At 72.1% G+C, this 20,040-nt stretch carries 19 protein-coding genes; 17 read left to right on the forward strand and 2 right to left on the reverse strand.

The genetic code is table 11. From position 1 onward, the window contains the following. Window position 1: 1 nt before the first annotated feature. From FE634_RS10085 to FE634_RS10110, 6 genes are all read left to right on the forward strand, one after another. Window positions 2-661 carry an HAD family hydrolase gene (locus FE634_RS10085; RefSeq protein ID WP_262347644.1) on the forward strand — a complete coding sequence of 220 codons (660 nt, stop codon included), beginning with the start codon at window positions 2-4 and terminating at the stop codon, window positions 659-661. 157 nt (window positions 662-818) lie between these two features. Beyond that, window positions 819-2,468 (forward strand): ABC transporter substrate-binding protein, encoded by a 1,650-nt coding sequence (locus FE634_RS10090; RefSeq protein ID WP_187366874.1) that lies wholly within the window; start codon window positions 819-821, stop codon window positions 2,466-2,468. A gap of 126 nt (window positions 2,469-2,594) precedes the next feature. Continuing rightward, window positions 2,595-3,623, forward strand: coding sequence for an ABC transporter permease (locus tag FE634_RS10095; RefSeq protein WP_137291867.1), 1,029 nt, complete (start codon window positions 2,595-2,597; stop codon window positions 3,621-3,623). Then, window positions 3,623-4,564: an ABC transporter permease gene (locus FE634_RS10100; protein WP_137291866.1), complete on the forward strand. Its 942-nt coding sequence runs from the start codon at window positions 3,623-3,625 to the stop codon at window positions 4,562-4,564. Before FE634_RS10095 ends, FE634_RS10100 begins: the two co-directional genes overlap by 1 nt. Next, window positions 4,561-5,628 (forward strand): ABC transporter ATP-binding protein, encoded by a 1,068-nt coding sequence (locus tag FE634_RS10105; RefSeq protein ID WP_137291865.1) that lies wholly within the window; start codon window positions 4,561-4,563, stop codon window positions 5,626-5,628. The genes FE634_RS10100 and FE634_RS10105 overlap by 4 nt, the downstream gene beginning before the upstream one ends. After that, window positions 5,612-6,955 carry an ABC transporter ATP-binding protein gene (locus tag FE634_RS10110; protein WP_138875792.1) on the forward strand — a complete coding sequence of 448 codons (1,344 nt, stop codon included), beginning with the start codon at window positions 5,612-5,614 and terminating at the stop codon, window positions 6,953-6,955. The genes FE634_RS10105 and FE634_RS10110 overlap by 17 nt, the downstream gene beginning before the upstream one ends. Here FE634_RS10110 and FE634_RS10115 read toward each other — a convergent pair. Next, the gene (locus FE634_RS10115) at window positions 6,913-7,893 is read right to left on the reverse strand and encodes a RecB family exonuclease (protein ID WP_148240558.1); all 981 of its coding nucleotides are present in this window, start codon (window positions 7,891-7,893) and stop codon (window positions 6,913-6,915) included. The two genes, FE634_RS10110 and FE634_RS10115, sit on opposite strands and share 43 nt — an antisense overlap. Window positions 7,894-7,955: 62 nt before the next feature. Between FE634_RS10115 and FE634_RS10120 the strand changes: the two genes are divergently transcribed. The 4 genes from FE634_RS10120 (at window position 7,956) to arc (ending at window position 12,719) form a co-directional block, all read left to right on the forward strand. Next, a complete protein-coding gene (locus FE634_RS10120; RefSeq protein ID WP_138875793.1) occupies window positions 7,956-9,104 on the forward strand; it encodes a site-2 protease family protein in 1,149 nt (382 codons plus the stop codon). Between the two features lie 49 nt (window positions 9,105-9,153). Beyond that, window positions 9,154-10,119: a tRNA (adenine-N1)-methyltransferase gene (locus tag FE634_RS10125; protein ID WP_138875794.1), complete on the forward strand. Its 966-nt coding sequence runs from the start codon at window positions 9,154-9,156 to the stop codon at window positions 10,117-10,119. Then, window positions 10,116-10,874: a glutamine amidotransferase gene (locus tag FE634_RS10130; RefSeq protein ID WP_138875795.1), complete on the forward strand. Its 759-nt coding sequence runs from the start codon at window positions 10,116-10,118 to the stop codon at window positions 10,872-10,874. The genes FE634_RS10125 and FE634_RS10130 overlap by 4 nt, the downstream gene beginning before the upstream one ends. A 93-nt stretch (window positions 10,875-10,967) precedes the next feature. Further along, window positions 10,968-12,719, forward strand: a complete 1,752-nt coding sequence (gene arc / locus FE634_RS10135; protein ID WP_212721388.1) for a proteasome ATPase — start codon at window positions 10,968-10,970, stop codon at window positions 12,717-12,719. Window positions 12,720-12,726: 7 nt separating this feature from the next. On the opposite strand, the gene FE634_RS10140 is transcribed toward arc, so the two are convergent. Next, window positions 12,727-13,341, reverse strand: coding sequence for a class I SAM-dependent methyltransferase (locus FE634_RS10140; protein WP_138875796.1), 615 nt, complete (start codon window positions 13,339-13,341; stop codon window positions 12,727-12,729). 57 nt (window positions 13,342-13,398) lie between these two features. On the opposite strand from FE634_RS10140, the gene FE634_RS10145 reads away from it, so the two are divergent. The 7 genes from FE634_RS10145 to FE634_RS10175 all read left to right on the forward strand — a co-directional run bounded on the left by FE634_RS10145 (window position 13,399) and on the right by FE634_RS10175 (window position 20,038). Further along, window positions 13,399-13,983, forward strand: a complete 585-nt coding sequence (locus tag FE634_RS10145; protein ID WP_138875797.1) for a 1-acyl-sn-glycerol-3-phosphate acyltransferase — start codon at window positions 13,399-13,401, stop codon at window positions 13,981-13,983. A 10-nt stretch (window positions 13,984-13,993) separates the two neighbouring features. Continuing rightward, a complete protein-coding gene (dop, locus tag FE634_RS10150; RefSeq protein ID WP_138875798.1) occupies window positions 13,994-15,505 on the forward strand; it encodes a depupylase/deamidase Dop in 1,512 nt (503 codons plus the stop codon). A gap of 58 nt (window positions 15,506-15,563) precedes the next feature. Beyond that, window positions 15,564-15,761, forward strand: a complete 198-nt coding sequence (locus tag FE634_RS10155; RefSeq protein WP_134766031.1) for a ubiquitin-like protein Pup — start codon at window positions 15,564-15,566, stop codon at window positions 15,759-15,761. A gap of 7 nt (window positions 15,762-15,768) precedes the next feature. Beyond that, window positions 15,769-16,623, forward strand: a complete 855-nt coding sequence (gene prcB / locus FE634_RS10160) for a proteasome subunit beta (RefSeq protein WP_138875799.1) — start codon at window positions 15,769-15,771, stop codon at window positions 16,621-16,623. Continuing rightward, on the forward strand, window positions 16,620-17,504 hold the full coding sequence (prcA, locus tag FE634_RS10165) for a proteasome subunit alpha (protein WP_148240559.1): 885 nt from the start codon (window positions 16,620-16,622) through the stop codon (window positions 17,502-17,504). Before prcB ends, prcA begins: the two co-directional genes overlap by 4 nt. Window positions 17,505-17,591: 87 nt before the next feature. After that, a complete protein-coding gene (pafA, locus tag FE634_RS10170) occupies window positions 17,592-18,953 on the forward strand; it encodes a Pup--protein ligase (RefSeq protein ID WP_137291854.1) in 1,362 nt (453 codons plus the stop codon). Window positions 18,954-19,069: 116 nt separating this feature from the next. After that, window positions 19,070-20,038, forward strand: coding sequence for an FKBP-type peptidyl-prolyl cis-trans isomerase (locus FE634_RS10175; protein ID WP_138875800.1), 969 nt, complete (start codon window positions 19,070-19,072; stop codon window positions 20,036-20,038). The last annotated feature ends 2 nt before the right edge of the window (window positions 20,039-20,040 follow it).

Genomic DNA, 20,040 nt, shown 5'->3' on the forward strand with positions numbered 1-20,040 from the left:
CGTGACGACGCGGCCCGCCGCCGTCCTGTGGGACATGGACGGCACCCTGGTCGACACCGAGCCCTACTGGATCCAGACCGAGTTCGCGATGGCCGAGCGCTACGGCGGCACGTGGAGCCACGAGCTGGCGCTCGAGCTGGTGGGCAGCGACCTGCTCGCCTCGGGGCGGTTCATCCGCGAGCACATGCCGCTCGACCTGCCGCCCGAGGAGATCGTCGAGATCATGCTCGACGGCGTCGTGCGGCTGGTGGCGCAGGAGGTGCCGTGGCGCCCCGGTGGGCGCGAGCTGCTCTCCTCGCTGCGTGCCGACGGCGTGCCGTGCGCCCTGGTGACGATGTCCTACGAGCGGTTCGTCGCGCCGATCCTCGAGCACCTGCCGGCGGGCTCGTTCCAGGCCGTCGTCACCGGCGACCAGGTCGCGCGCGGCAAGCCCGACCCCGAGCCCTACCTCACCGCGGCGCGGCTGCTCGGCGTCGACGCGGCGGACTGCCTGGCCATCGAGGACTCGCCGACCGGCGCCCGCTCGGCCGAGGCCGCCGGGTGCACCGTGCTCGTCGTGCCGCACCACGTGCCGGTCGCTCCGGGGGAGCGGCGGGTCTTCGCCGACACCCTGACGGACCTCTCCACCGACGACCTGGCGGCGTACCTCCTGCCGGTCTGAGGACGACCCGCCGGAGATGCTGCGGCCCCTCCCGGCGCCGGCGAGACGGATTGTTGCCAATTCGCGACCCGGTGGAGCGCCGTCGAGGGTGACGCGGGCGACACGGGGGGAGTACGTTGCCGGGGTTCTGCTCACACCCCCTGGAGGTCGACGCAACGTGAATCGCCCACGCAAGCTCCTGGCACTCGCCGGTGCCAGTGCCCTGATCGTCACCCTCGCCGCGTGCGGTGACGGCGAGCGGGAGACCGACAGCGGCAACGGCGGCAGCAGCGGGAGCGGCGGGGAGTCCGACGACGCCGGCTCCAGCGCGCCCTGGACGCTCGGCACCACCGAGTCCGTCACCGCCATGGACCCGGCCGGCTCCTACGACTTCGGCTCGTGGAACATGCAGTACAACATCTTCGAGCAGCTCCTCACGATCCCCGCCGGCGCCGACGAGCCCGTCGGCGACGCCGCCGAGTCGTGCGACTACGACGACCCGCAGACGATCACCTGCACGCTGCGCGAGGGCCTGACCTTCTCCAACGGCAACGAGCTGACGTCCTCCGACGTCCTGTTCTCGCTCCAGCGCAACCTCGAGATCAACGACCCCAACGGTTCCTCGGTGCTGCTCGGCTCGATCAGCAACGGCGACGCCGAGAACCAGGCGCTGGCCGACGGGGCGATCGAGACGCCCGACGACCTGACGGTGGTCTTCAACCTCAACCAGCCCGACACCACGTTCCTCAAGCTCCTGTCGACCGCGACGACGTCGATCGTCGACGAGGAGTCGTTCCCGGCCGACGAGCTGGCCGCCGACGACGCCGTCATCGGCTCCGGTCCCTACGCGCTCGAGTCGTTCAAGAAGGGCGAGCAGGCCGTGCTCGTCGCCAACGAGTCCTACGACGGTGAGCGGGCCGGTGCGGCGCCGCAGATCTTCGTCACCTACTTCAGCGACCCGGCCGCCCTGCGCACCGCGATCGCCTCCGAGCAGGTCGACATCGCCTGGCGCACGCTCAGCCCGACCGACCTGAACTCCCTCGAGGACGAGGGCAAGGTCGACGTGCTGCGCGGCGAGGGCTCGGAGTTCCGCTACTGGGTGTGGCAGACCGGCAAGGGCGGTCCCGGCAAGGACGTCGCCGTGCGCCAGGCCTCGGCCCAGCTCATCGACCGTCAGGCCATCGCCGACAACGCCTACGACGGCACCGTCACCCCGTCGCTGTCGATCGTCCCCCCTGGCTTCGCCGGCCAGAAGGACTCCTTCGGCGAGGTCTACGGCGACGCCCCCGACGTGGACGCGGCCAAGGCCATCCTCGACGACGCCGGCGTGGCCACCCCGGTGAAGATCACCCTCGGCTACACCCCGACCCACTACGGCCCCAACGCCGTCGACGAGGCCACCGAGTTCGCCGACCAGCTCAACGAGAGCGGCCTGTTCGAGGTCGAGCTCGCCGACGCCGAGTGGGAGGAGTACCAGACGCTCTACAAGGAGGGCGCCTACGACCTCTTCATCCTCGGCTGGTACCCCGACATCCTGGACGCCGACAACTACCTGACGCCGTTCATCCGCGACGGTGGGTTCTTCGAGAACGGCTACTCGAACCCCGAGGTCAACACGCTGCTCGACCAGGAGCTCGGTGAGACCGACACCGCCAAGCGCGACGAGCAGATCGGCCAGCTGCAGGACCTCACCGCCAACGACGTCCCGCTGATCCCGTCGTGGAACGGCCAGAACGTCGCCGTGGCGACCGGCAAGATGAGCGGCGTCGAGGAGACCCTCGACCCGACCTACATCTTCCGCTTCTGGGGCATCAGCAAGAGCGAGTAGCCCACTCGCCGGTCCGGACCGGTCGGGGGCGTCGGCAGCCAGCATCGCTGACACCCCCGGCCGTGCCACGTCCGGCGGCTGTCCCACCCACCCACCGAGACCGGTCACGGTCCCGACAGGAGGCCCATGAGCGCCGCGTCCGGGTCGCTTCCCCGCTACATCCTCGTCCGGCTGCTGCTGGTCATCCCGATGATGTGGGTGCTGCTGACCCTCGTCTTCCTGCTGCTGCGGGTGGCCCCGGGTGACCCGGTCACCGCCGCGGTCGGCGACAAGCTCGGCCCCGAGGAGCTCGACGCCCGGCGCGCAGCGCTGGGGCTGGACCGACCGATGATCGTGCAGTACCTCGAGTACCTCGGCGACGCGGCCCGGTTCGACTTCGGCACCACGATCAGCGACCGCCGGCCGGTCCTGGAGATCATCCAGGCCCAGGGCGGCGCGACCCTCACCCTCACCGTGGGCGCGTTCCTCTTCGCCTGCCTGATCGGCATCCCGCTCGGCCGGATCGCCGGGCGGCGCCGCGACACCCCGCTGGACGCCGGCATCCGGCTCTTCGGCGTCGTCTCCTACGCCGCCCCGGTCTTCTGGGTGGGGCTGATGCTGGTCGGCCTCGTCGTCAAGTACGTCCCGGGGTGGCCGACGTTCGGCATCGCCGACCCGGAGACGATCTTCTACGTGCCGGACAAGACCGGGATCCTCCTGCTCGACGCGATCATCGCCAACGACCGGATCTCGATCGTCGACATCCTCCAGCACCACGTGCTGCCCTGCTTCACGCTCGGCCTGCTGCTGTCGGGCGTGATCATCCGGCTCGTCCGGGTCAACCTGATCCGCACGCTGGGCGACGACTACGTCGAGGCCGCGCGCGCCCGGGGCATCCCGGAGCGCCAGGTCATCCGCAAGCACGCGTTCCGCAACGCGCTGGTCCCGGTGATCACCGTCATCGGCCTCCAGTTCGCGCTGACGCTGTCCGGGGCGATCCTCACCGAGCGGACGTTCAACTGGCCCGGCCTGGGCGACACCCTCGTCGACTACATCACCGCGCGCGACTACATCGCGATCCAGGGGCTGGTCACCTTCTTCGCCCTGGCCATCGTCGTGGTCAGCCTCCTCGTCGACATCCTCAACGCCCTCGTCGACCCGCGAGTGAGGTACTGATGCGCGCCCCCCGCTTCGTCTCGACCATCTGGAACACCAAGGGCATGGCCCGGTGGATCCTGCTGGCCGGCATCCTGATCACCGCGGTGTTCCTGCTGTTCGCGCTGTGCGCGCCGTGGATCGCCCCCTACGACTTCAACCAGACCAAGGTCGACGGGGTGAAGTTCCCGAAGCTGGCCTCGCCGTCCGGCGACCACTGGCTCGGCACCAACGACCAGTTCTACGACATCTACTCGCGCGTCGTGTGGGGCGCCCGGACGGCGGTGCTCGTCGTCCTGCTCTCGATCGTGCTGTCGGCCATCGTCGGGGTGCTGCTCGGCCTGGTCTCCGGCTACGTCGGCGGCTGGTTCGACCGGATCACGCTGTTCCTGATGGACGCGCTCTACTCGTTCCCGTCCCTGCTGCTGGCGATCGTCTTCTCGTTCATGCTGCGCGAGCGGATCGGCGGCGGCATCGTCGCCGCGGCGCTGTCGCTGACCGCCATCTACATCCCGCAGTACTACCGGGTGGTGCGCAACACCACGGTCGCGGCCCGTGAGGCCACCTACGTCGAGGCGGCCAAGGCGATCGGCGCGAAGCCGGCCACGATCATGCGCAAGTACCTGTTCGGCAACGTCGTGCAGTCGGTGCCGGTGATCGGCACCCTCAACGCCGCCGACGCCCTCGGGACGCTCGCCGCGCTCGGCTTCCTGGGGCTCGGCATCGCGCCCAACGAGGCCTCCGACTGGGGCTACGACCTCAGCCGCGCGCTCGACGACGTCTCGGCCGGCAACTTCGCCCCGGCGCTGTGGCCCGGGCTGGCGATCATCCTGCTGGTCACCGGCCTCACGCTCGTGGGCGAGGGGCTCAACGAGACCCTCAACCCGGCGCTGCGTCGTCGCCGGCTCCAGAAGGTGACGCTCCCGCCCCGCGACACCACCGACCCGGAGGTCACCCGATGACCAGCCTGACCAAGGACCAGACCCCGGCGAAGCCGGGCGGTCCGGTGCTCGAGGCCCGCGACCTGCGGGTCTGGTACGGCACCGACCGAGGACCCGTCCGCGCCGTCGACGGCGTCAGCTTCGACCTGCGGCCCGGCGAGATCCTCGGGCTGGTGGGGGAGTCCGGCTGCGGCAAGTCGACCCTGGGGCGTGGCCTGCTCGGGCTGCTGCCCGAGGGCGCCGCCCGCGACGGCGAGCTGCGCTTCCAGGGCAGGGACATGCTGAGCCTGCGCCGCAAGGAGCAGTACCGGATGCGCGGCAGCGAGCTCGGGATGATCTTCCAGGAGCCGCTGACCCGGCTGAACCCGATGATGCGGATCAGCGACCACTTCGCCGAGACCCTGCGCGCCCACGAGCGCCGGATCAGCAAGGCCGACGTGGAGCAGCGCTCCCTCGAGGCGCTGCGGGTCATGGGCATCCCGCCCACCCGGTTCCGGGCCTACCCGCACGAGTTCTCCGGTGGCATGCGGCAGCGGATCATGATCGCGCTGGCCCTGGTGCTGCGCCCGGCGTTCGTGGTGGCCGACGAGCCGACGACCGCGCTCGACGTGCTCGTCGAGGCCCAGATCATCCGGATCCTGCACAACCTGCGCGCCACCTACGACACCTCGATGCTGCTGATCACCCACAACCTGGGGATCGTCGCCGAGGCCTGCGACCGGGTCGCGGTGATGTACGCCGGCAAGATCGTGGAGATCGGGCCGGCGCGGGAGGTCTTCTCCAGGCCCCAGCACTCCTACACCCGCGAGCTGCTGCGCTCGACCATCTCGCTGTCGACGACCGGGCTGAACTTCATCGACGGCGCTCCTCCCGACCTGACCGACCCGCCGAGCGGGTGTCACTTCCACCCCCGGTGCCCCGACGCCATGCAGATCTGTGCCACCACCGAGCCGGCGCCCCGCGACCTGCCCGGCGGCATCCGGGCGGCCTGCTGGGCCGCCGAGGTGGCCCACGGGCGCCAGCTCGACGAGGACGCCCGCCGCCCGCTCCCGAGAGAGGCGATCTCCGTTGCCGACGAAGCCTGAGTCACCCGACCTGTCCCGCGACGGCGGTCCCGACGTGCCCCCCGGCCCGGTCATCGAGACCGACGGCCTCGAGGTCCACTACCGGCTCCAGGGCGGTGCCCTGGCGCGGGTCCTGGGCCTCCGCACCCGCACCGTCAAGGCGCTCGACGGCGTCACCGTCCAGCTCCAGCGCGGTGAGGTGCTGGGCGTGGTCGGCGAGTCCGGCAGCGGCAAGACGACCCTCGGACGGGCGCTGCTCGGCCTGGCGCCGTCGACCCAGGGCTCGATCACCTACCGCGGGCGCGACGGCGAGCGGCTGGTGTCGCACATGAAGGGCGCCGAGCTGCGCCGGCTCCGCACCGACGTCCAGATGGTCTTCCAGGACCCCAGCGCGGCGCTCAACCCGTCGATGACGATCGAGCAGGCGGTCGGGCACCCGCTCGTGGTCCACAAGATCGCCCGCGGCGCCGAGCTGCGGCGCCGGGTCCACGAGGCCCTCGAGCGGGTCGGCCTCGCGCCGGTGGAGCGGTTCGCCTCGAAGTACCCCTCGGACCTGTCGGGCGGGCAGAAGCAGCGCGCCGTCATCGCCCGGGCGATCATCCTCGACCCGGAGGTCCTCGTGGCCGACGAGCCAATCTCGATGCTCGACATGAGCGTGCGGGCCAAGATCCTGCAGCTGATGCTCGACCTGAAGCGCGACCTCGGGCTCAGCTACGTCTACATCACCCACGACCTGGCCAGTGCGAAGTACTTCTGTGACCGGATCGCGATCATGTACCTCGGCCGGGTCGTCGAGATCGGGCCGACCGAGGAGATCTTTGCCAACCCGCGGCACCCGTACACCAAGGCGCTGCTCAAGGCGATCCCCGACCCCGACCCCGACCGGATGCTGCCGCGCGACCTCCCGCGCGGTGAGATCCCGGACGCCGCCGAGCCGCCCCTGGGCTGCTCGTTCCACCCCCGCTGCCCCGAGGCGGTGGCGACCTGCGGCTGGGAGTCGCGCGACCTGCGCGTCGTCCTCGACCAGCACTGGACCGAGCGCGGCACCGACTTCGACACCGAGCGCCGCCTCGTCGGCGACCTCGAGCACCTCGACACCCCGTCCAAGACGGCGACCCTCGGCAAGGGCGACCCCGCCGCCGTCCTGCGGCTGATGGAGGGCGTGCGCGCGGAGAACCCCGACGAGCCGCTCTGGAACGGCGTCCGGTCGATGGAGAGCGACGGGTCGAAGGTCGTCGTGGAGTTCGAGGAGGGCGTCGACCCGCCGCTGCGCCGGGCCGGCGGCGTCGACGTGGCGTGCGTTCTCTACCCGGAGGGCTCGAGCCCGGACGCCCCCGCCCCGGGCTGAGGGGGCGCGGTGGCGCTCGGCTCGGGCAGGGGTGGCGGCGTGCCGCCCCAGGCCGGGCAGAGCGCCTGGTGGGCGCACCAGCCGCAGAGCGGGCCGCGGGAGGGCTGCCAGTCACCGGTGCGCTGGGCGTGGGTGATGGCGCGCCACACCGCCTCGACCTTGCGCTCGGTGGCGAGCAGGTCGTGCTCGTCGGGCTCGTAGGTGATCACCTCGCCGCTGCCGAGGTAGACCAGCTGGAGCACCCGGGGGACGACGCCACGGCTGCGCCACAGCGCCAGCGCGTAGAACCTCAGCTGGAACAGCGGACGGCCCTCGAAGCCCTCGCGGGGCGCCTTGCCGGTCTTGTAGTCGTTGAGCCGGAGCGCGCCGTCGGGAGCCTCGTCGACCCGGTCGATGAAGCCGCGCAGGAGCAGCTTGGACTCCAGGAGCGCCTCCACGTAGAGCTCGCGCTCGGCGGGCTCGAGCCGGCGGGGGTCCTCGAGGTCGTACCAGCGGCGCACGGAGTCGCGGCAGCTCACCAGCCACCGGGCGGCGTCGGGGGCAGCACCGGTGACAGCACCGGGCGCGCCACCGGGCGCACCGTCGGGGTCGGCGAACATGAGCGCGGCCTCGGGGTGGTCGAGCAGGATCTGCTCCCACACCGGCGCCACCATCGCCTGCGCCCGCTCGGGCGTCCGCTCGGCGGCGGGCAGGTCGAAGATGTCCTCCAGGACCTGGTGCACCACGGTGCCGCGCATCGCGTCGACCGACGGCGGCTCCGGGAGGCGGTCGACGGTGCGGAACCGGTAGAGCAGCGGGCAGGTGAGGAAGTCGGCCGCCCGGCTCGGCGACAGCGCACCGAGCACCTCGACGCCGTCGACCCTCGTGGAGAGCCGCTCGGCCGGCGACCCGCCGTCGGCGTCGTCGGCCACACCGGTGCCGATCGCCGTGATGCCCATGGCGCCAGCGTAGGCGGCGGCGCGGACAGTCCGCGCGCCGACGGCGCGACTACCCTTCCGACATGACGCGTGCAGCCGGGACCCCGCCCGGCACGGTCCGGGTGGCCAGCGTCGGGGGCGTGCCGGTGCTGGTGTCGGCGTCCTGCCTCGTCGTGGTCGCGCTGCTGGCGGTCGCGTTCGCCCCGCGAGCCGAGGACGTCGTCCCCGGGCTCGGGACGTGGGCCTACGCGACCGGCGCCCTGGTCGGGGTGCTGGTCTACGTCGCCGCGCTGGTGCACGAGTGCGCGCACGCGGCCGTCGCGCGCCGCTACGGCCACCGGGTGTCGTCGGTCGCGCTGAGCGTGACCGGCGGACGCACGTCGGTCGAGGGCGAGGCGCGGACGCCGGGCGAGGAGTTCACGACGGCCGTCGTCGGGCCGCTGGCCTCGCTCGCCCTCGGCCTGGCCGCCCTGGGCGGCCGGCTGGTCGTCGACGACGGGGTGCTCGCCCTCGCGCTCGAGGCGCTCGTCGTGGCCAACCTCGTGCTCGGGCTGCTCGACCTCGTCCCGGCCCCGCCCCTGGACGGCGGCCGGATGGTCAAGGCCCTCGCCTGGCGGATCGTCGGGTCGCCGCGCCGCGGCGCGCTCGCCGCCGCGTGGGGCGGCCGGGTGACCGCCGTGCTGCTGCTGCTCGCGCCGGCCCTGCGCCAACCGCTCCTCGGGACACCGCCGGGGCTGTCGGACTTCCTCGTCTGCGGCGCCCTGGCCCTCCTGCTGTGGACGGTCGCCACGCAGGAGATCGCGGTGAACCGGATGCGGCTGCGCCTGGGCGACGTCGTCCTGGCCGACCTGGCCCGCCCCGCGCTCACGGTGCCGCCCGACCTGCCGCTCGCGGAGGCGCTGCGCCGCGCCGCCGAGATCGACGCCGGCGGCATCGTCACCGTCGACGCCACCGGCCGGCCACTCGGGCTGGTGCCGGACGCCGGCGTCGAGTCGACCCCGGCCGAGCGGCGTCCGTGGGTCGCGACGGCCGCCCTCGCCGAGCCGCTCGACGACGGGCTCTGCCTGGCCGTCGACGTGAGCGGCGACGCGCTGCTCTCGGCGGTCCAGCGGCGTCCGGCGGCGGCCTACCTGCTGCTGGACGCCGGCGGCGGGCTCCGCGGCGTCCTGGCCCTGCGCGACCTCGACCGGCTGGTCCGGCCGGGGGCGTCGGGTCGGGCCGGCGCGCGCTGACGGCGCTGGCGACTGCGCCGCGGACGGCCGCACCGGATACGGTTCCGCGGTGTCCACCACCCCCGACGTCCCCGAGGAAGCCTGGTCCGGAGTGCACCGCGGACCCCTGCGCGTGGGGGAGTGGGTGCGCCTGGTCGACGCGAAGGGCCGGCGCCACAACTTCTGCCTGGAGCCCGGCAAGCGGTTCTTCTCCAACCGCGGCCACGTCGAGCACGACGAGATGATCGGTCGCGAGGAGGGGTTCACCGTGACCGCCTCCACCGGCGGCGAGTACCTCGTGTTCCGGCCGCTGCTGTCGGAGTTCGTCGTGTCGATGCCGCGCGGCGCGGCCGTGGTCTACCCCAAGGACGCCGCCCAGATCGTCGCGATGGTCGACATCTTCCCCGGCGCCGACGTCGTGGAGGCCGGGGTCGGCTCGGGCGCGCTGACCTGCTCGCTGCTGCGTGCGGTCGGGCCGCGGGGACGGGTGCGCTCCTTCGAGCGCCGCGAGGAGTTCGCCGACGTCGCGCGCCGCAACGTCACCCAGTTCTTCGGTGGCGACCACCCGGCGTGGAGCCTGACCCTCGGCGACCTCGCCGAGGCGCTGCCGGCCTCCGGCGAGCAGTGCGACCGGGTCATCCTCGACATGCTCGCGCCGTGGGAGTGCCTGGACGCCGCGGCCGGCGCCCTGCGGCCCGGCGGCATCGTCTGCGCCTACGTGGCCACCACCACCCAGCTGTCGCGCTTCACCGAGACGGTGCGGGTGCACGGCGGGTTCACCGAGCCGCAGGCGTGGGAGTCGCTGGTGCGCGACTGGCACGTCGAGGGCCTCGCCGTCCGCCCCGGGCACAAGATGATCGGCCACACGGCGTTCCTCGTGACCGCGCGCCGGATGGCGCCGGGACAGAAGGCGCCGATGAAGAAGCGGCGCCCCGCCCCCGGTGCCTACGGCGTCGACTACACCGGCCCGCGCCCCGACGGCATCCCGCTCGAGGTCCCGGCCGACCAGCCACCCTCGGAGGAGTCGGCCGGGTGAGGCCGTTCCTGCTGCTGTCGATCCGGGCCGAGCCGGCGGCGGCCGCCGACGAGCACGCCGCGTTCGCGCGCTTCCTCGGCGTCGACCAGGCCGACCTCCCGCGCCTCCAGCTCGGCGTCGACCCGGTCGACGTCACGCTCGACGACTGGTCCGGCATCCTGCTCGGCGGGGGCTCGTTCACGTGGTCCGACGAGCCGGCGGGCAAGTCAGCGGCCCAGCAGCGCGCCGAGGCCGACCTGTGGCCGCTCCTCGACCGGGTCGTCGCGGCGGACTTCCCCTTCCTGGGCGCCTGCTACGGCATCGGCACCCTCGGGCACCACCAGGGCGGGCTGGTCGACCGCTCGCACCCCGAGCCCGTCGGGCCGCTCGCGGTGACGCTGACCGAGGAGGGGCTCGCCGACCCGCTGATGGCCGGGGTCCCGCGCGACTTCGCGGCCTACGGCGGCCACAAGGAGGCGCTGGCCCGGCTGCCCGCGCACGCGGTCCTGCTGGCCACGTCGCCGGCCTGCCCCGTCCAGGCCTTCCGCGTGGGCCGGCACGTCTACGCGACCCAGTTCCACCCCGAGCTCGACCTCGAGGGGCTCGAGACCCGGATCGACACCTACGCGACGTTCGGCTACTTCGACCCCGCCGAGGCCGGCACGCTGCGGGCCGCGGGCCGGGCCGTCGACGTCCGGCACCCGATGCGGCTGCTCGGCAACTTCGCGCGTCGCTACGCACGCGCTGCTCCCGGTGGGCCGCCGGGCGACCGGTGACCCAAATGTGATCTTCCCCGGCCGGTCGTCGCCTTCCGCGGTGCGGGGGCGCGGGTAGGGTCGCCAGCACAGGAGGTGAGCCGCATGTCGAGCATGGGTGACGGTTCCAGCAGGAGCGGTAGCGACAGGAACGCCGACGAGCTGATCGCGCAGGTGCGGCTCCTCGAGTCCGAGGTGTCCGACCTGCGGCGCAGGCTGGCCGACGGGCCGGTGGGCTCCCGCGGTCTCGAGCTGCGCCTCGGCGACACACAGCGGTCCCTGGCCGCGGTGACGTCGCAGAACGAGCGCCTGGCCCAGACGCTGCGCGAGGCCCGCGACCAGATCACGAAGCTGAAGGAGGAGGTCGACCGCCTGGCGCAGCCGCCGGCCGGCTTCGGCACCTTCCTGGCCCGCAACGACGACGACTCGGTCGACGTCTTCACCGGCGGGCGCAAGCTGCGGGTGAACGTGAGCCCCGGCGTCGAGCTCGACGGGCTCCGCCGCGGCCAGGAGGTCATGCTCAACGAGGCCCTCAACGTCGTCGCCGCGATGGACTTCGAGCAGGTCGGCGAGGTCGTGATGTTCAAGGAGGTGCTCGCCGACGGCGACCGCGTCCTGGTCATCGCGAACGCCGACGAGGAGCGCGTGGTCCGCATCGCGGAGCCGCTGCGCGCGGTCAAGCTGCGCGCCGGCGACTCGCTGCTGCTCGACTCCCGCTCCGGCTACGTCTACGAGCGGGTGCCGAAGTCCGAGGTCGAGGAGCTCGTGCTGGAGGAGGTCCCCGACATCGACTACAGCGACATCGGCGGCCTCTTCGGCCAGATCGAGACCATCCGCGACGCGGTCGAGCTGCCCTACCTGCACCCCGAGCTGTTCGTCGAGCACGAGCTCAAGCCGCCCAAGGGCGTGCTGCTCTACGGCCCGCCCGGCTGCGGCAAGACCCTGATCGCCAAGGCCGTCGCCAACAGCCTGGCCAAGAAGGTCGCAGCCAGGACGGGGCAGGAGGGCAAGTCCTACTTCCTCAACATCAAGGGCCCCGAGCTGCTCAACAAGTACGTCGGCGAGACCGAGCGGCACATCCGCCTCGTCTTCCAGCGGGCGCGCGAGAAGGCCAGCGAGGGCACGCCGGTCATCGTCTTCTTCGACGAGATGGACTCCCTCTTCCGCACCCGGGGCTCCGGGGTCTCCTCCGACGTCGAGAACACCATCGTCCCGCAGCTGCTCAGCGAGATCGACGGGGTCGAGCTGCTCGAGAACGTGCTGGTCATCGGTGCCTCCAACCGCGAGGACATGATCGACCCGGCGATCCTGCGCCCCGGCCGGCTCGACGTGAAGATCAAGATCGAGCGGCCCGACGCCGAGGGTGCGCGCGACATCTTCAGCAAGTACCTCACCGCCTCGCTGCCGCTGCACGCCGACGACCTCGCCGAGTTCGGCGGTGACCGCGACGCCACCGTCGCCGGGATGATCCGGGCCACGGTCGAGCGGATGTACACCGAGACCGAGGAGAACCGCTTCCTCGAGGTCACCTACGCCAACGGCGACAAGGAGGTCCTGTACTTCAAGGACTTCAACTCCGGCGCGATGATCCAGAACATCGTCGACCGGGCCAAGAAGATGGCGATCAAGGACCTCCTCGACCACCAGCAGCGCGGTCTGCGCGTCTCGCACCTGCTCCAGGCCTGCGTCGACGAGTTCAAGGAGAACGAGGACCTGCCCAACACGACCAACCCCGACGACTGGGCGCGGATCTCGGGCAAGAAGGGGGAGCGGATCGTCTTCATCCGCACCCTCATCACCGGCAAGCAGGGCACCGAGCCGGGCCGGTCCATCGACACGGTCGCCAACACCGGTCAGTACCTGTAGGCAGTCCTCACGACGCGACGCCGACCCGGCCGCGGTACCCGTAGGTCCACGGGGACCGCGCGCCGGGCAGGTACCCCTCCACCAGCGCGACGGTGTCGAACCCGGTCTGCTCCAGCAGGCCGGCGACGTCGCGCGAGAGGTGGCAGCCGCCGGCCACCCGGCGCTGCACCGGGTCGAGCCGGCGCTGCCAACGGGCGGTGCGCGGCGTGGGTGCCAGGCCGTGCTCGAGGACGGCGAGCGTCCCGCCCGGTCGCAGCACGCGGTGCACCTCGGCGAGCGCGAGGAGCGGGTCGGGGATGGTGCACAGGGTGAACGTGCACAGCACGTGGTCGTAGGCCTGCGAGCCGGCGGCGAGGCGCTGTCCGTCGAGCCCGACCCGCCGGACCTCCACGTCGTGACGCCGCCGCCGCCGTCCCGAGATCGCCCAGCCCCGGTCGGAGGGCTCGACCGCGTCGACCCGGCTGACCGCGGCGGGCAGGTGGCGCAGGTTCAACCCGCCCCCGAAGCCGAGCTCGAGGACCTCGCCGCCCAGGCCGGCGCACACCTCGGCCCGCAGCTCGCCGATCTCGCGGCCGCGCAGCGCGCGGTCGACCAGCCGGGGCACCACCCGCTCGGTCCACACGCGGGCGACCCTACGGGTGGGTGCGGTCCGGGGGCGACCGGCCGGTACCTTCACGGCATGGCCCGCCCCTTCCTCGTCCGCCGTACCCTCGCCCGCGGCGTCCTGCGGCTCACCCGGTGGCGGACGTCGGGCCAGGTGCCGCAGCGCGGCATCCTCGTGGGCGCACCGCACACGTCGAACTGGGACTGGGTGCTGACCATGCTGCTCGCCTGGGACAGCTCGGTGCAGATCCGGCTGCTGGTCAAGCACTCCTTCTTCAAGGGCCCGCTCGGCGTCCTGATGCGGGCGACCGGTGCCGTCGAGCTCGACCGCAAGAACCCCGGGGCCACGATCCGGGCGCTGCTCGCGGACGCCGGCAGCGAGACGTTCCTGCTGGGCATCGCCGCCGAGGGCACCCGCAGCAGGAGCGACTACTGGAAGTCCGGCTTCTACCGGATCTCCCGGCAGACCGGCATCCCGGTCACCCTGGCCTTCCTCGACCGGCCCTCGCGGACCGTCGGCTGGGGCCCGACCTTCGACCTCACCGGCGACGTCGGCTCCGACATGGACCGGATCCGGGCGTTCTACGCCGACAAGACCGGCTTCCGCCCCGAGCTCACCACCGAGCCGCGGCTGCGCGAGGAGGACCGGACCACCCCGTAGGCTCGACGACATGAGCGTCCGCAGGGTGATGGGCACCGAGGTCGAGTACGGCATCTCGGTCGTCGGGCAGCCCACCGCGAACCCGATGGTGGCCTCCTCGCAGGTCGTCAACGCCTACGCCTCGTCCACGGTGCGCGCCCGCCGCGCGCGCTGGGACTTCGAGGAGGAGTCGCCGCTGCGCGACGCGCGCGGCTTCGACATGTCGCGGGCCGTCGCCGACGCCAGCCAGCTCACCGACGAGGACCTCGGTCTGGCCAACGTCATCCTCACCAACGGCGCCCGGCTCTACGTCGACCACGCCCACCCCGAGTACGCCACGCCCGAGGTGACCACCCCGTTGGACGCCGTGCGCTGGGAGAAGGCCGGCGAGCAGGTGATGCTCGACGCCACCCGGCGCGCCGCCCAGCTGCCCGGGGCGCCGCAGATCCTGCTGTACAAGAACAACACCGACAACAAGGGCGCCTCCTACGGCACCCACGAGAACTACCTGATGCGCCGCTCGACCGCCTTCGGCGACATCGTGCGGCACCTCACGCCGTTCTTCGTCAGCCGCCAGGTCGTCGCGGGGGCCGGTCGCGTCGGCATCGGCCAGGACGGGCGCGAGCACGGCTTCCAGATCAGCCAGCGCGCCGACTTCTTCGAGGTCGAGGTCGGGCTCGAGACGACGCTCAAGCGACCGATCATCAACACCCGCGACGAGCCGCACGCCGACCCCGAGAAGTACCGCCGGCTGCACGTCATCATCGGCGACGCGAACCTCTCGGAGGTCTCGACCTACCTCAAGGTCGGCACGACGGCCCTGGTGCTGGCGATGATCGAGGATCGGTTCATCTCCGGCGACCTGAGCATCGAGGGCCCGGTCGCCGGGCTCCGGGCCATCTCGCACGACCCGACGTTGCGCCGGACCGTCACCCTCCAGGACGGGCGCCGGCTCACCGGCGTCCAGCTCCAGCTGGAGTACCTCGACCTGGCCCGCAAGTTCGTCGAGGACCGCCTCGGCGCTGACGCCGACGCCCAGACCGTCGACGTGCTGGCCCGCTGGGAGTCGGTGCTCGACCGGCTCGAGCGCGACCCGATGTCGTGCGCCGGCGAGCTCGACTGGGTCGCCAAGCTCAAGCTCCTCGAGCAGTACCGCTCGCGCGACGGCCTCGACTGGGACGACGCCAAGCTCCAGCTCATCGACCTCCAGTACTCCGACATCCGCCCGGAGAAGGGGCTCTACCACCGGCTGGTCGCCGGTGGCCGCATGGAGCGGCTGCTGGCCCCCGACCTCGTCGACGACGCGATGCACGACCCCCCGACCGACACCCGCGCCTACTTCCGCGGCCGGTGCCTGGAGAAGTACGCCGAGCACGTCGCGGCCGCGTCGTGGGACTCGGTGATCTTCGACCTCCCCGGGCGCGAGTCGCTCCAGCGCGTCCCGACCGTCGACCCGCTGCGCGGCAGCCGGAGCCACGTGGGCGAGCTGCTCGACCGCTGCGACACCGCCGAGCAGCTCTTCACCGCCCTCACCCGCCGCTGAGCCGCCGCGCGGCCGGGCGTGCGTCGAGGTTGTCCCACCCACTGAGTAGGGTCGAGGCATGGCCCAGGAGCAGAAGCAGCCGCGCAGGTCGCAGGAGACCGAGGAGACCACCGAGGTGGCTCCGGAGACCGACGTCGCCGAGCGCAAGGACGCCCTCGACAGCGACGTCGACGACATCCTCGACGAGATCGACGAGGTGCTCGAGTCCAACGCCGAGGACTTCGTGAAGTCGTTCATCCAGAAGGGCGGGCAGTAGCCACTCCATGAGCGATCCCCGTCTCCCGGCCGCCTACCTGCAGCCCGGCATGTCCAGCTTCAGCGACTTCCTCGCCGACCAGGCACCCGACCTGCTCCCCGGACGCGTGCTCCCTCAGGGCACCGAGGGCCGCCACGCCGGCGACCTCGCCCCGCACGGCACCACGATCGTCGCGGCCACCTTCCCCGGCGGCGTCGTCCTGGCCGGCGACCGCCGCGCCACGATGGGCAACATCATCGCCCAGCGCGACATCGAGAAGGTCTTCCCCGCCGACGAGTACTCCGCGGTCGGCATCGCCGGCACCGCGGGCCTGGCGGTGGAGATGGTGCGGCTGTTCCAGACCGAGCTCGAGCACTACGAGAAGATCGAGGGCTCCACGCTGTCGATGGACGGCAAGGCCAACCGGCTCACCGCGCTGATCCGCAACAACCTCGGCATGGCGATGCAGGGCCTCGCCGTCGTCCCGCTCTTCGCCGGCTACGACCTGCGCGTGGGCCAGGGCCGGATCTTCAGCTACGACGTCACCGGCGGCCGCTACGAGGAGACCGCGTTCCACTCGGTCGGCTCCGGCTCGCTGTTCGCCCGCGGCTCGCTCAAGAAGCTCTACCGCGACGACCTCGACGTCACCACCTGCGTCGAGGTCGTCGTCCAGGCGCTCTACGACGCCGCCGACGACGACTCCGCGACCGGCGGCCCCGACCTGACCCGCCGGATCTTCCCGGTCGTCCAGGTCATCACCGCCGACGGCGGGCACCGGATGCCCGACGACGAGGTCGCCGCGATCGCCGACCGGGTCATCACCGGCCGGATGATCCGTCCCGACGGTCCCGCCGCCGCCCTCGGAGGAGGTGGCCCCGCATGAGCACCCCGTTCTACGTCTCGCCCGAGCAGCTGATGAAGGACCGGGCCGACTTCGCCCGCAAGGGCATCGCCCGCGGCCGCTCCGTCGTGGCCGTCCAGTACGCCGACGGCATCCTGTTCGTCTCCGAGAACCCGTCGCAGGCGCTGCACAAGGTCTCCGAGATCTACGACCGGATCGCGTTCGCGGCGGTCGGTCGCTACAACGAGTTCGAGAACCTCCGCATCGCCGGCGTCCGGCTGGCCGACATGCGCGGCTACGCCTACGACCGGCGCGACGTCACCGGCCGCGGGCTCGCCAACGCCTACGCCCAGACGCTCGGCACGATCTTCTCCAGCGGGGGCGAGAAGCCCTACGAGGTCGAGATCTTCGTCGCCGAGGTGGGCGAGACCGCCGCCGACGACCAGCTCTTCCGGCTCACCTACGACGGCCAGGTCGCCGACGAGCACGGCTTCGCCGTGATGGGGGGCCAGACCGAGGTCGTGGCGACCGCGCTCGAGGCCAGCTACGCCGAGGCGGCGTCGCTGGAGCACGCGCTGCGCGCCGCGGTCATCGCGCTCGGCCACAGCGACGCCGGCGACCGGGTGATCCCGACCGGCGACCTCGAGGTGGCCGTGCTCGACCGCACCCGCACGCGCACCCGCAAGTTCGTGCGGCTGTCCCCGGCCCGGCTCGACGAGCTGCTCGGCGAGCGCGGTCCCTCCACCCCGGGCGAGCCCGCGAGCGAGGACGGCCGGCGCGAGGGCGGCGGCACCTCGGTGCCGGGGGTCGACGACCCCGCCGACCCGACCGACCAGGTCAGCGGTGGTGTCCCGCCGCTCGAGGACCCCACCCCCGACCTCGACCCGCCGACCGCCCCGCCGATCGCGCCGCCCGGCGGCTGAGGCGGCGGCTCGACCTCGCGGGACGCGACACCGGGGTCGGGCCGGACATCCCCGCCCGACCCAGGGTCGAGGTCGTAGGGTCTGGTCATGGACCGGCGCATCTTCGGGATCGAGAACGAGTACGGCGTGACGTGCACGTTCAAGGGCCAGCGGCGGCTGAGCCCGGACGAGGTGGCGCGCTACCTGTTCCGCAAGGTGGTCAGCTGGGGGCGCAGCAGCAACGTCTTCCTGCGCAACGGCGCCCGGCTCTACCTCGACGTCGGCAGCCACCCGGAGTACGCGACTCCGGAGTGCGACGACATCGCCGAGCTCGTCACCCACGACAAGGCCGGGGAGCGGGTCCTCGAGGGTCTCCTCCTCGACGCCGAGCAGCGCCTGCACGACGAGGGCATCGCCGGCGAGATCTACCTGTTCAAGAACAACACCGACTCCGCGGGCAACTCCTACGGCTGCCACGAGAACTACCTCGTCGGTCGCGCGGGGGAGTTCAGCCGGCTCGCCGACGTCCTGATCCCGTTCCTGGTGACCCGGCAGATCGTCGTCGGCGCCGGCAAGGTGACCCAGACGCCGCGCGGGGCCGGCTACAGCGTCAGCCAGCGCGCCGAGCACATCTGGGAGGGCGTCAGCAGCGCCACCACCCGGTCGCGGCCGATCATCAACACCCGCGACGAGCCGCACGCGGACGCCGAGAAGTACCGCCGCCTGCACGTCATCGTCGGTGACTCCAACATGAGCGAGACCACCACGATGCTCAAGGTGGCCAGCTGCGACCTCGTGCTGCGGATGATCGAGGAGGGCGTGGTGATGCGCGACCTCACCATGGAGAACCCGATCCGCGCCATCCGGGAGATCTCCCACGACGTCACCGGGCGTCGCAAGGTCCGCCTCGCCAACGGCCGGGAGGCCAGCGCGCTCGACATCCAGGGGGAGTACCTGGCCAAGGCGCGCGACTTCGTCGACCGGCGCCAGATCAGCACGCCCCTCATCGAGCGCTCGCTCGACCTCTGGGAGCGCGGGCTGAAGGCGGTCGAGTCCGACGACCTCGGGCTGGTCGACACCGAGATCGACTGGGTCATCAAGTGGAAGCTGATCGAGGCCTATCGGGCCAAGCACGGCCTGCCGATGGGACACGCCCGGGTCGCCCAGCTCGACCTCGCCTACCACGACATCCACCGCAACCGCGGGCTGTACTACCTGCTCGAGAAGCGCGGCAAGGTCGCCCGGGTGACGACCGACCTCAAGATCTTCGAGGCCAAGTCCGTGCCCCCGCAGACCACCCGCGCCCGGCTGCGCGGGGAGTTCATCCGCAAGGCCCAGGAGAAGCGCCGCGACTTCACCGTCGACTGGGTGCACCTCAAGCTCAACGACCAGGCGCAGCGCACCGTGCTGTGCAAGGACCCCTTCCGGGCCACCGACGAACGGGTCCAGCGGCTCATCGACGGCATGTGAGTGCGGGCGGCCGACACCGCCCAGGTAGGCTTCGGTCGCTCAGCGTCCGCCACCCCGAAGGTTGAAACGTGCTCCGACGCCTCCGTCGCCCCGCAGCTCTCCCGGTACGTGTTGTCGTGCCGCTCATCGCCGTCTCCGGCCTGTTGGCCGCGTGCGGGTCCGACGTGCCCGGCAACGGCCTCGAGTTCTCCGACCGCCTCGACGCGGTCACCATCGAGGGTGACGTGGGTGAGGCGCCGACCATCGAGTGGACGAACCGGATGTCGGCCGGCGGCATCGAGACCGAGACCCTCGTCGAGGGCGACGGCGAGGCCCTTGCCGACGGCGACAAGGTCTTCGTGAACTTCGCCCTCGCCGACGGCTTCACCCGCGAGACCGCCGTCGACACCTTCGGCGAGGAGGCCCCGGCCGTCGAGATGACCGTCGGGTCCGGCCCGGCGGCCGAGCCCCAGTCGCTGGGCGACGTCGTGTCCGGCTTCCTGTCCGAGCAGATCGGCACCGACGTCACGCGCGGCAGCCGGATCGTCATCACCGGCGACACCAACGCCGTCTTCGGTGACCTGGCGCTCTCCCCGGCCCTGGCTGAGGAGAACATCGGCAACGAGGACGGCCTGCTGCTCGTGGCCGACGTCCTCGACGTCGAGGCGCTGCCCGGGATCGAGAGCACCGACCAGCCGGGCAAGAAGTGGATGCCGACGATCACCTACACCGAGGGCGTCCCGACCGCGCTCGACTTCGAGCGCGCCACGGCCCCGGCGAAGGACGACAAGTCGGCCGCCGACGTCGTCGTGGAGGGTGACGGCGACGTCGTCGAGAAGGGCGACCTGCTGGTGGTGAACTACCTCGGTCAGGCCTACGACGGCAAGAAGCCGTTCGACGAGAGCTTCAGCAAGGAGCCCTTCAGCACCGGCATCGGCCTCGGCAGCGTGGTCGCCGGCTGGGACAAGCTCCTCGTCGGCCAGAAGGTCGGCAGCCGGGTGATGCTGAAGATCCCGCCGGCCGACGGCTACGGCGACCAGGAGCAGAACGGCATCCCGGCGAAGTCGACGCTGTACTTCGTCGTCGACATCCTCGCGGCCGTCTGAGA

Origin of the sequence: Nocardioides sp. S-1144, from assembly GCF_005954645.2 — a bacterium.
Lineage (GTDB): Bacteria > Actinomycetota > Actinomycetes > Propionibacteriales > Nocardioidaceae > Nocardioides > Nocardioides dongxiaopingii.

What these genes read in the sequence shown, in the direction of transcription:
- FE634_RS10120 (WP_138875793.1), top strand. Translation starts at nt 7,956, where the DNA reads ATGACGCGTGCAGCCGGGACCCCGCCCGGCACGGTCCGGGTGGCCAGC.
- prcA (WP_148240559.1), top strand. Translation starts at nt 16,620, where the DNA reads ATGAGCACCCCGTTCTACGTCTCGCCCGAGCAGCTGATGAAGGACCGG.
- FE634_RS10095 (WP_137291867.1), top strand. Translation starts at nt 2,595, where the DNA reads ATGAGCGCCGCGTCCGGGTCGCTTCCCCGCTACATCCTCGTCCGGCTG.
- FE634_RS10105 (WP_137291865.1), top strand. Translation starts at nt 4,561, where the DNA reads ATGACCAGCCTGACCAAGGACCAGACCCCGGCGAAGCCGGGCGGTCCG.
- FE634_RS10100 (WP_137291866.1), top strand. Translation starts at nt 3,623, where the DNA reads ATGCGCGCCCCCCGCTTCGTCTCGACCATCTGGAACACCAAGGGCATG.
- FE634_RS10145 (WP_138875797.1), top strand. Translation starts at nt 13,399, where the DNA reads ATGGCCCGCCCCTTCCTCGTCCGCCGTACCCTCGCCCGCGGCGTCCTG.
- FE634_RS10115 (WP_148240558.1), bottom strand. Translation starts at nt 7,893, where the DNA reads ATGGGCATCACGGCGATCGGCACCGGTGTGGCCGACGACGCCGACGGC.
- dop (WP_138875798.1), top strand. Translation starts at nt 13,994, where the DNA reads ATGAGCGTCCGCAGGGTGATGGGCACCGAGGTCGAGTACGGCATCTCG.
- pafA (WP_137291854.1), top strand. Translation starts at nt 17,592, where the DNA reads ATGGACCGGCGCATCTTCGGGATCGAGAACGAGTACGGCGTGACGTGC.
- FE634_RS10155 (WP_134766031.1), top strand. Translation starts at nt 15,564, where the DNA reads ATGGCCCAGGAGCAGAAGCAGCCGCGCAGGTCGCAGGAGACCGAGGAG.
- prcB (WP_138875799.1), top strand. Translation starts at nt 15,769, where the DNA reads ATGAGCGATCCCCGTCTCCCGGCCGCCTACCTGCAGCCCGGCATGTCC.
- arc (WP_212721388.1), top strand. Translation starts at nt 10,968, where the DNA reads ATGGGTGACGGTTCCAGCAGGAGCGGTAGCGACAGGAACGCCGACGAG.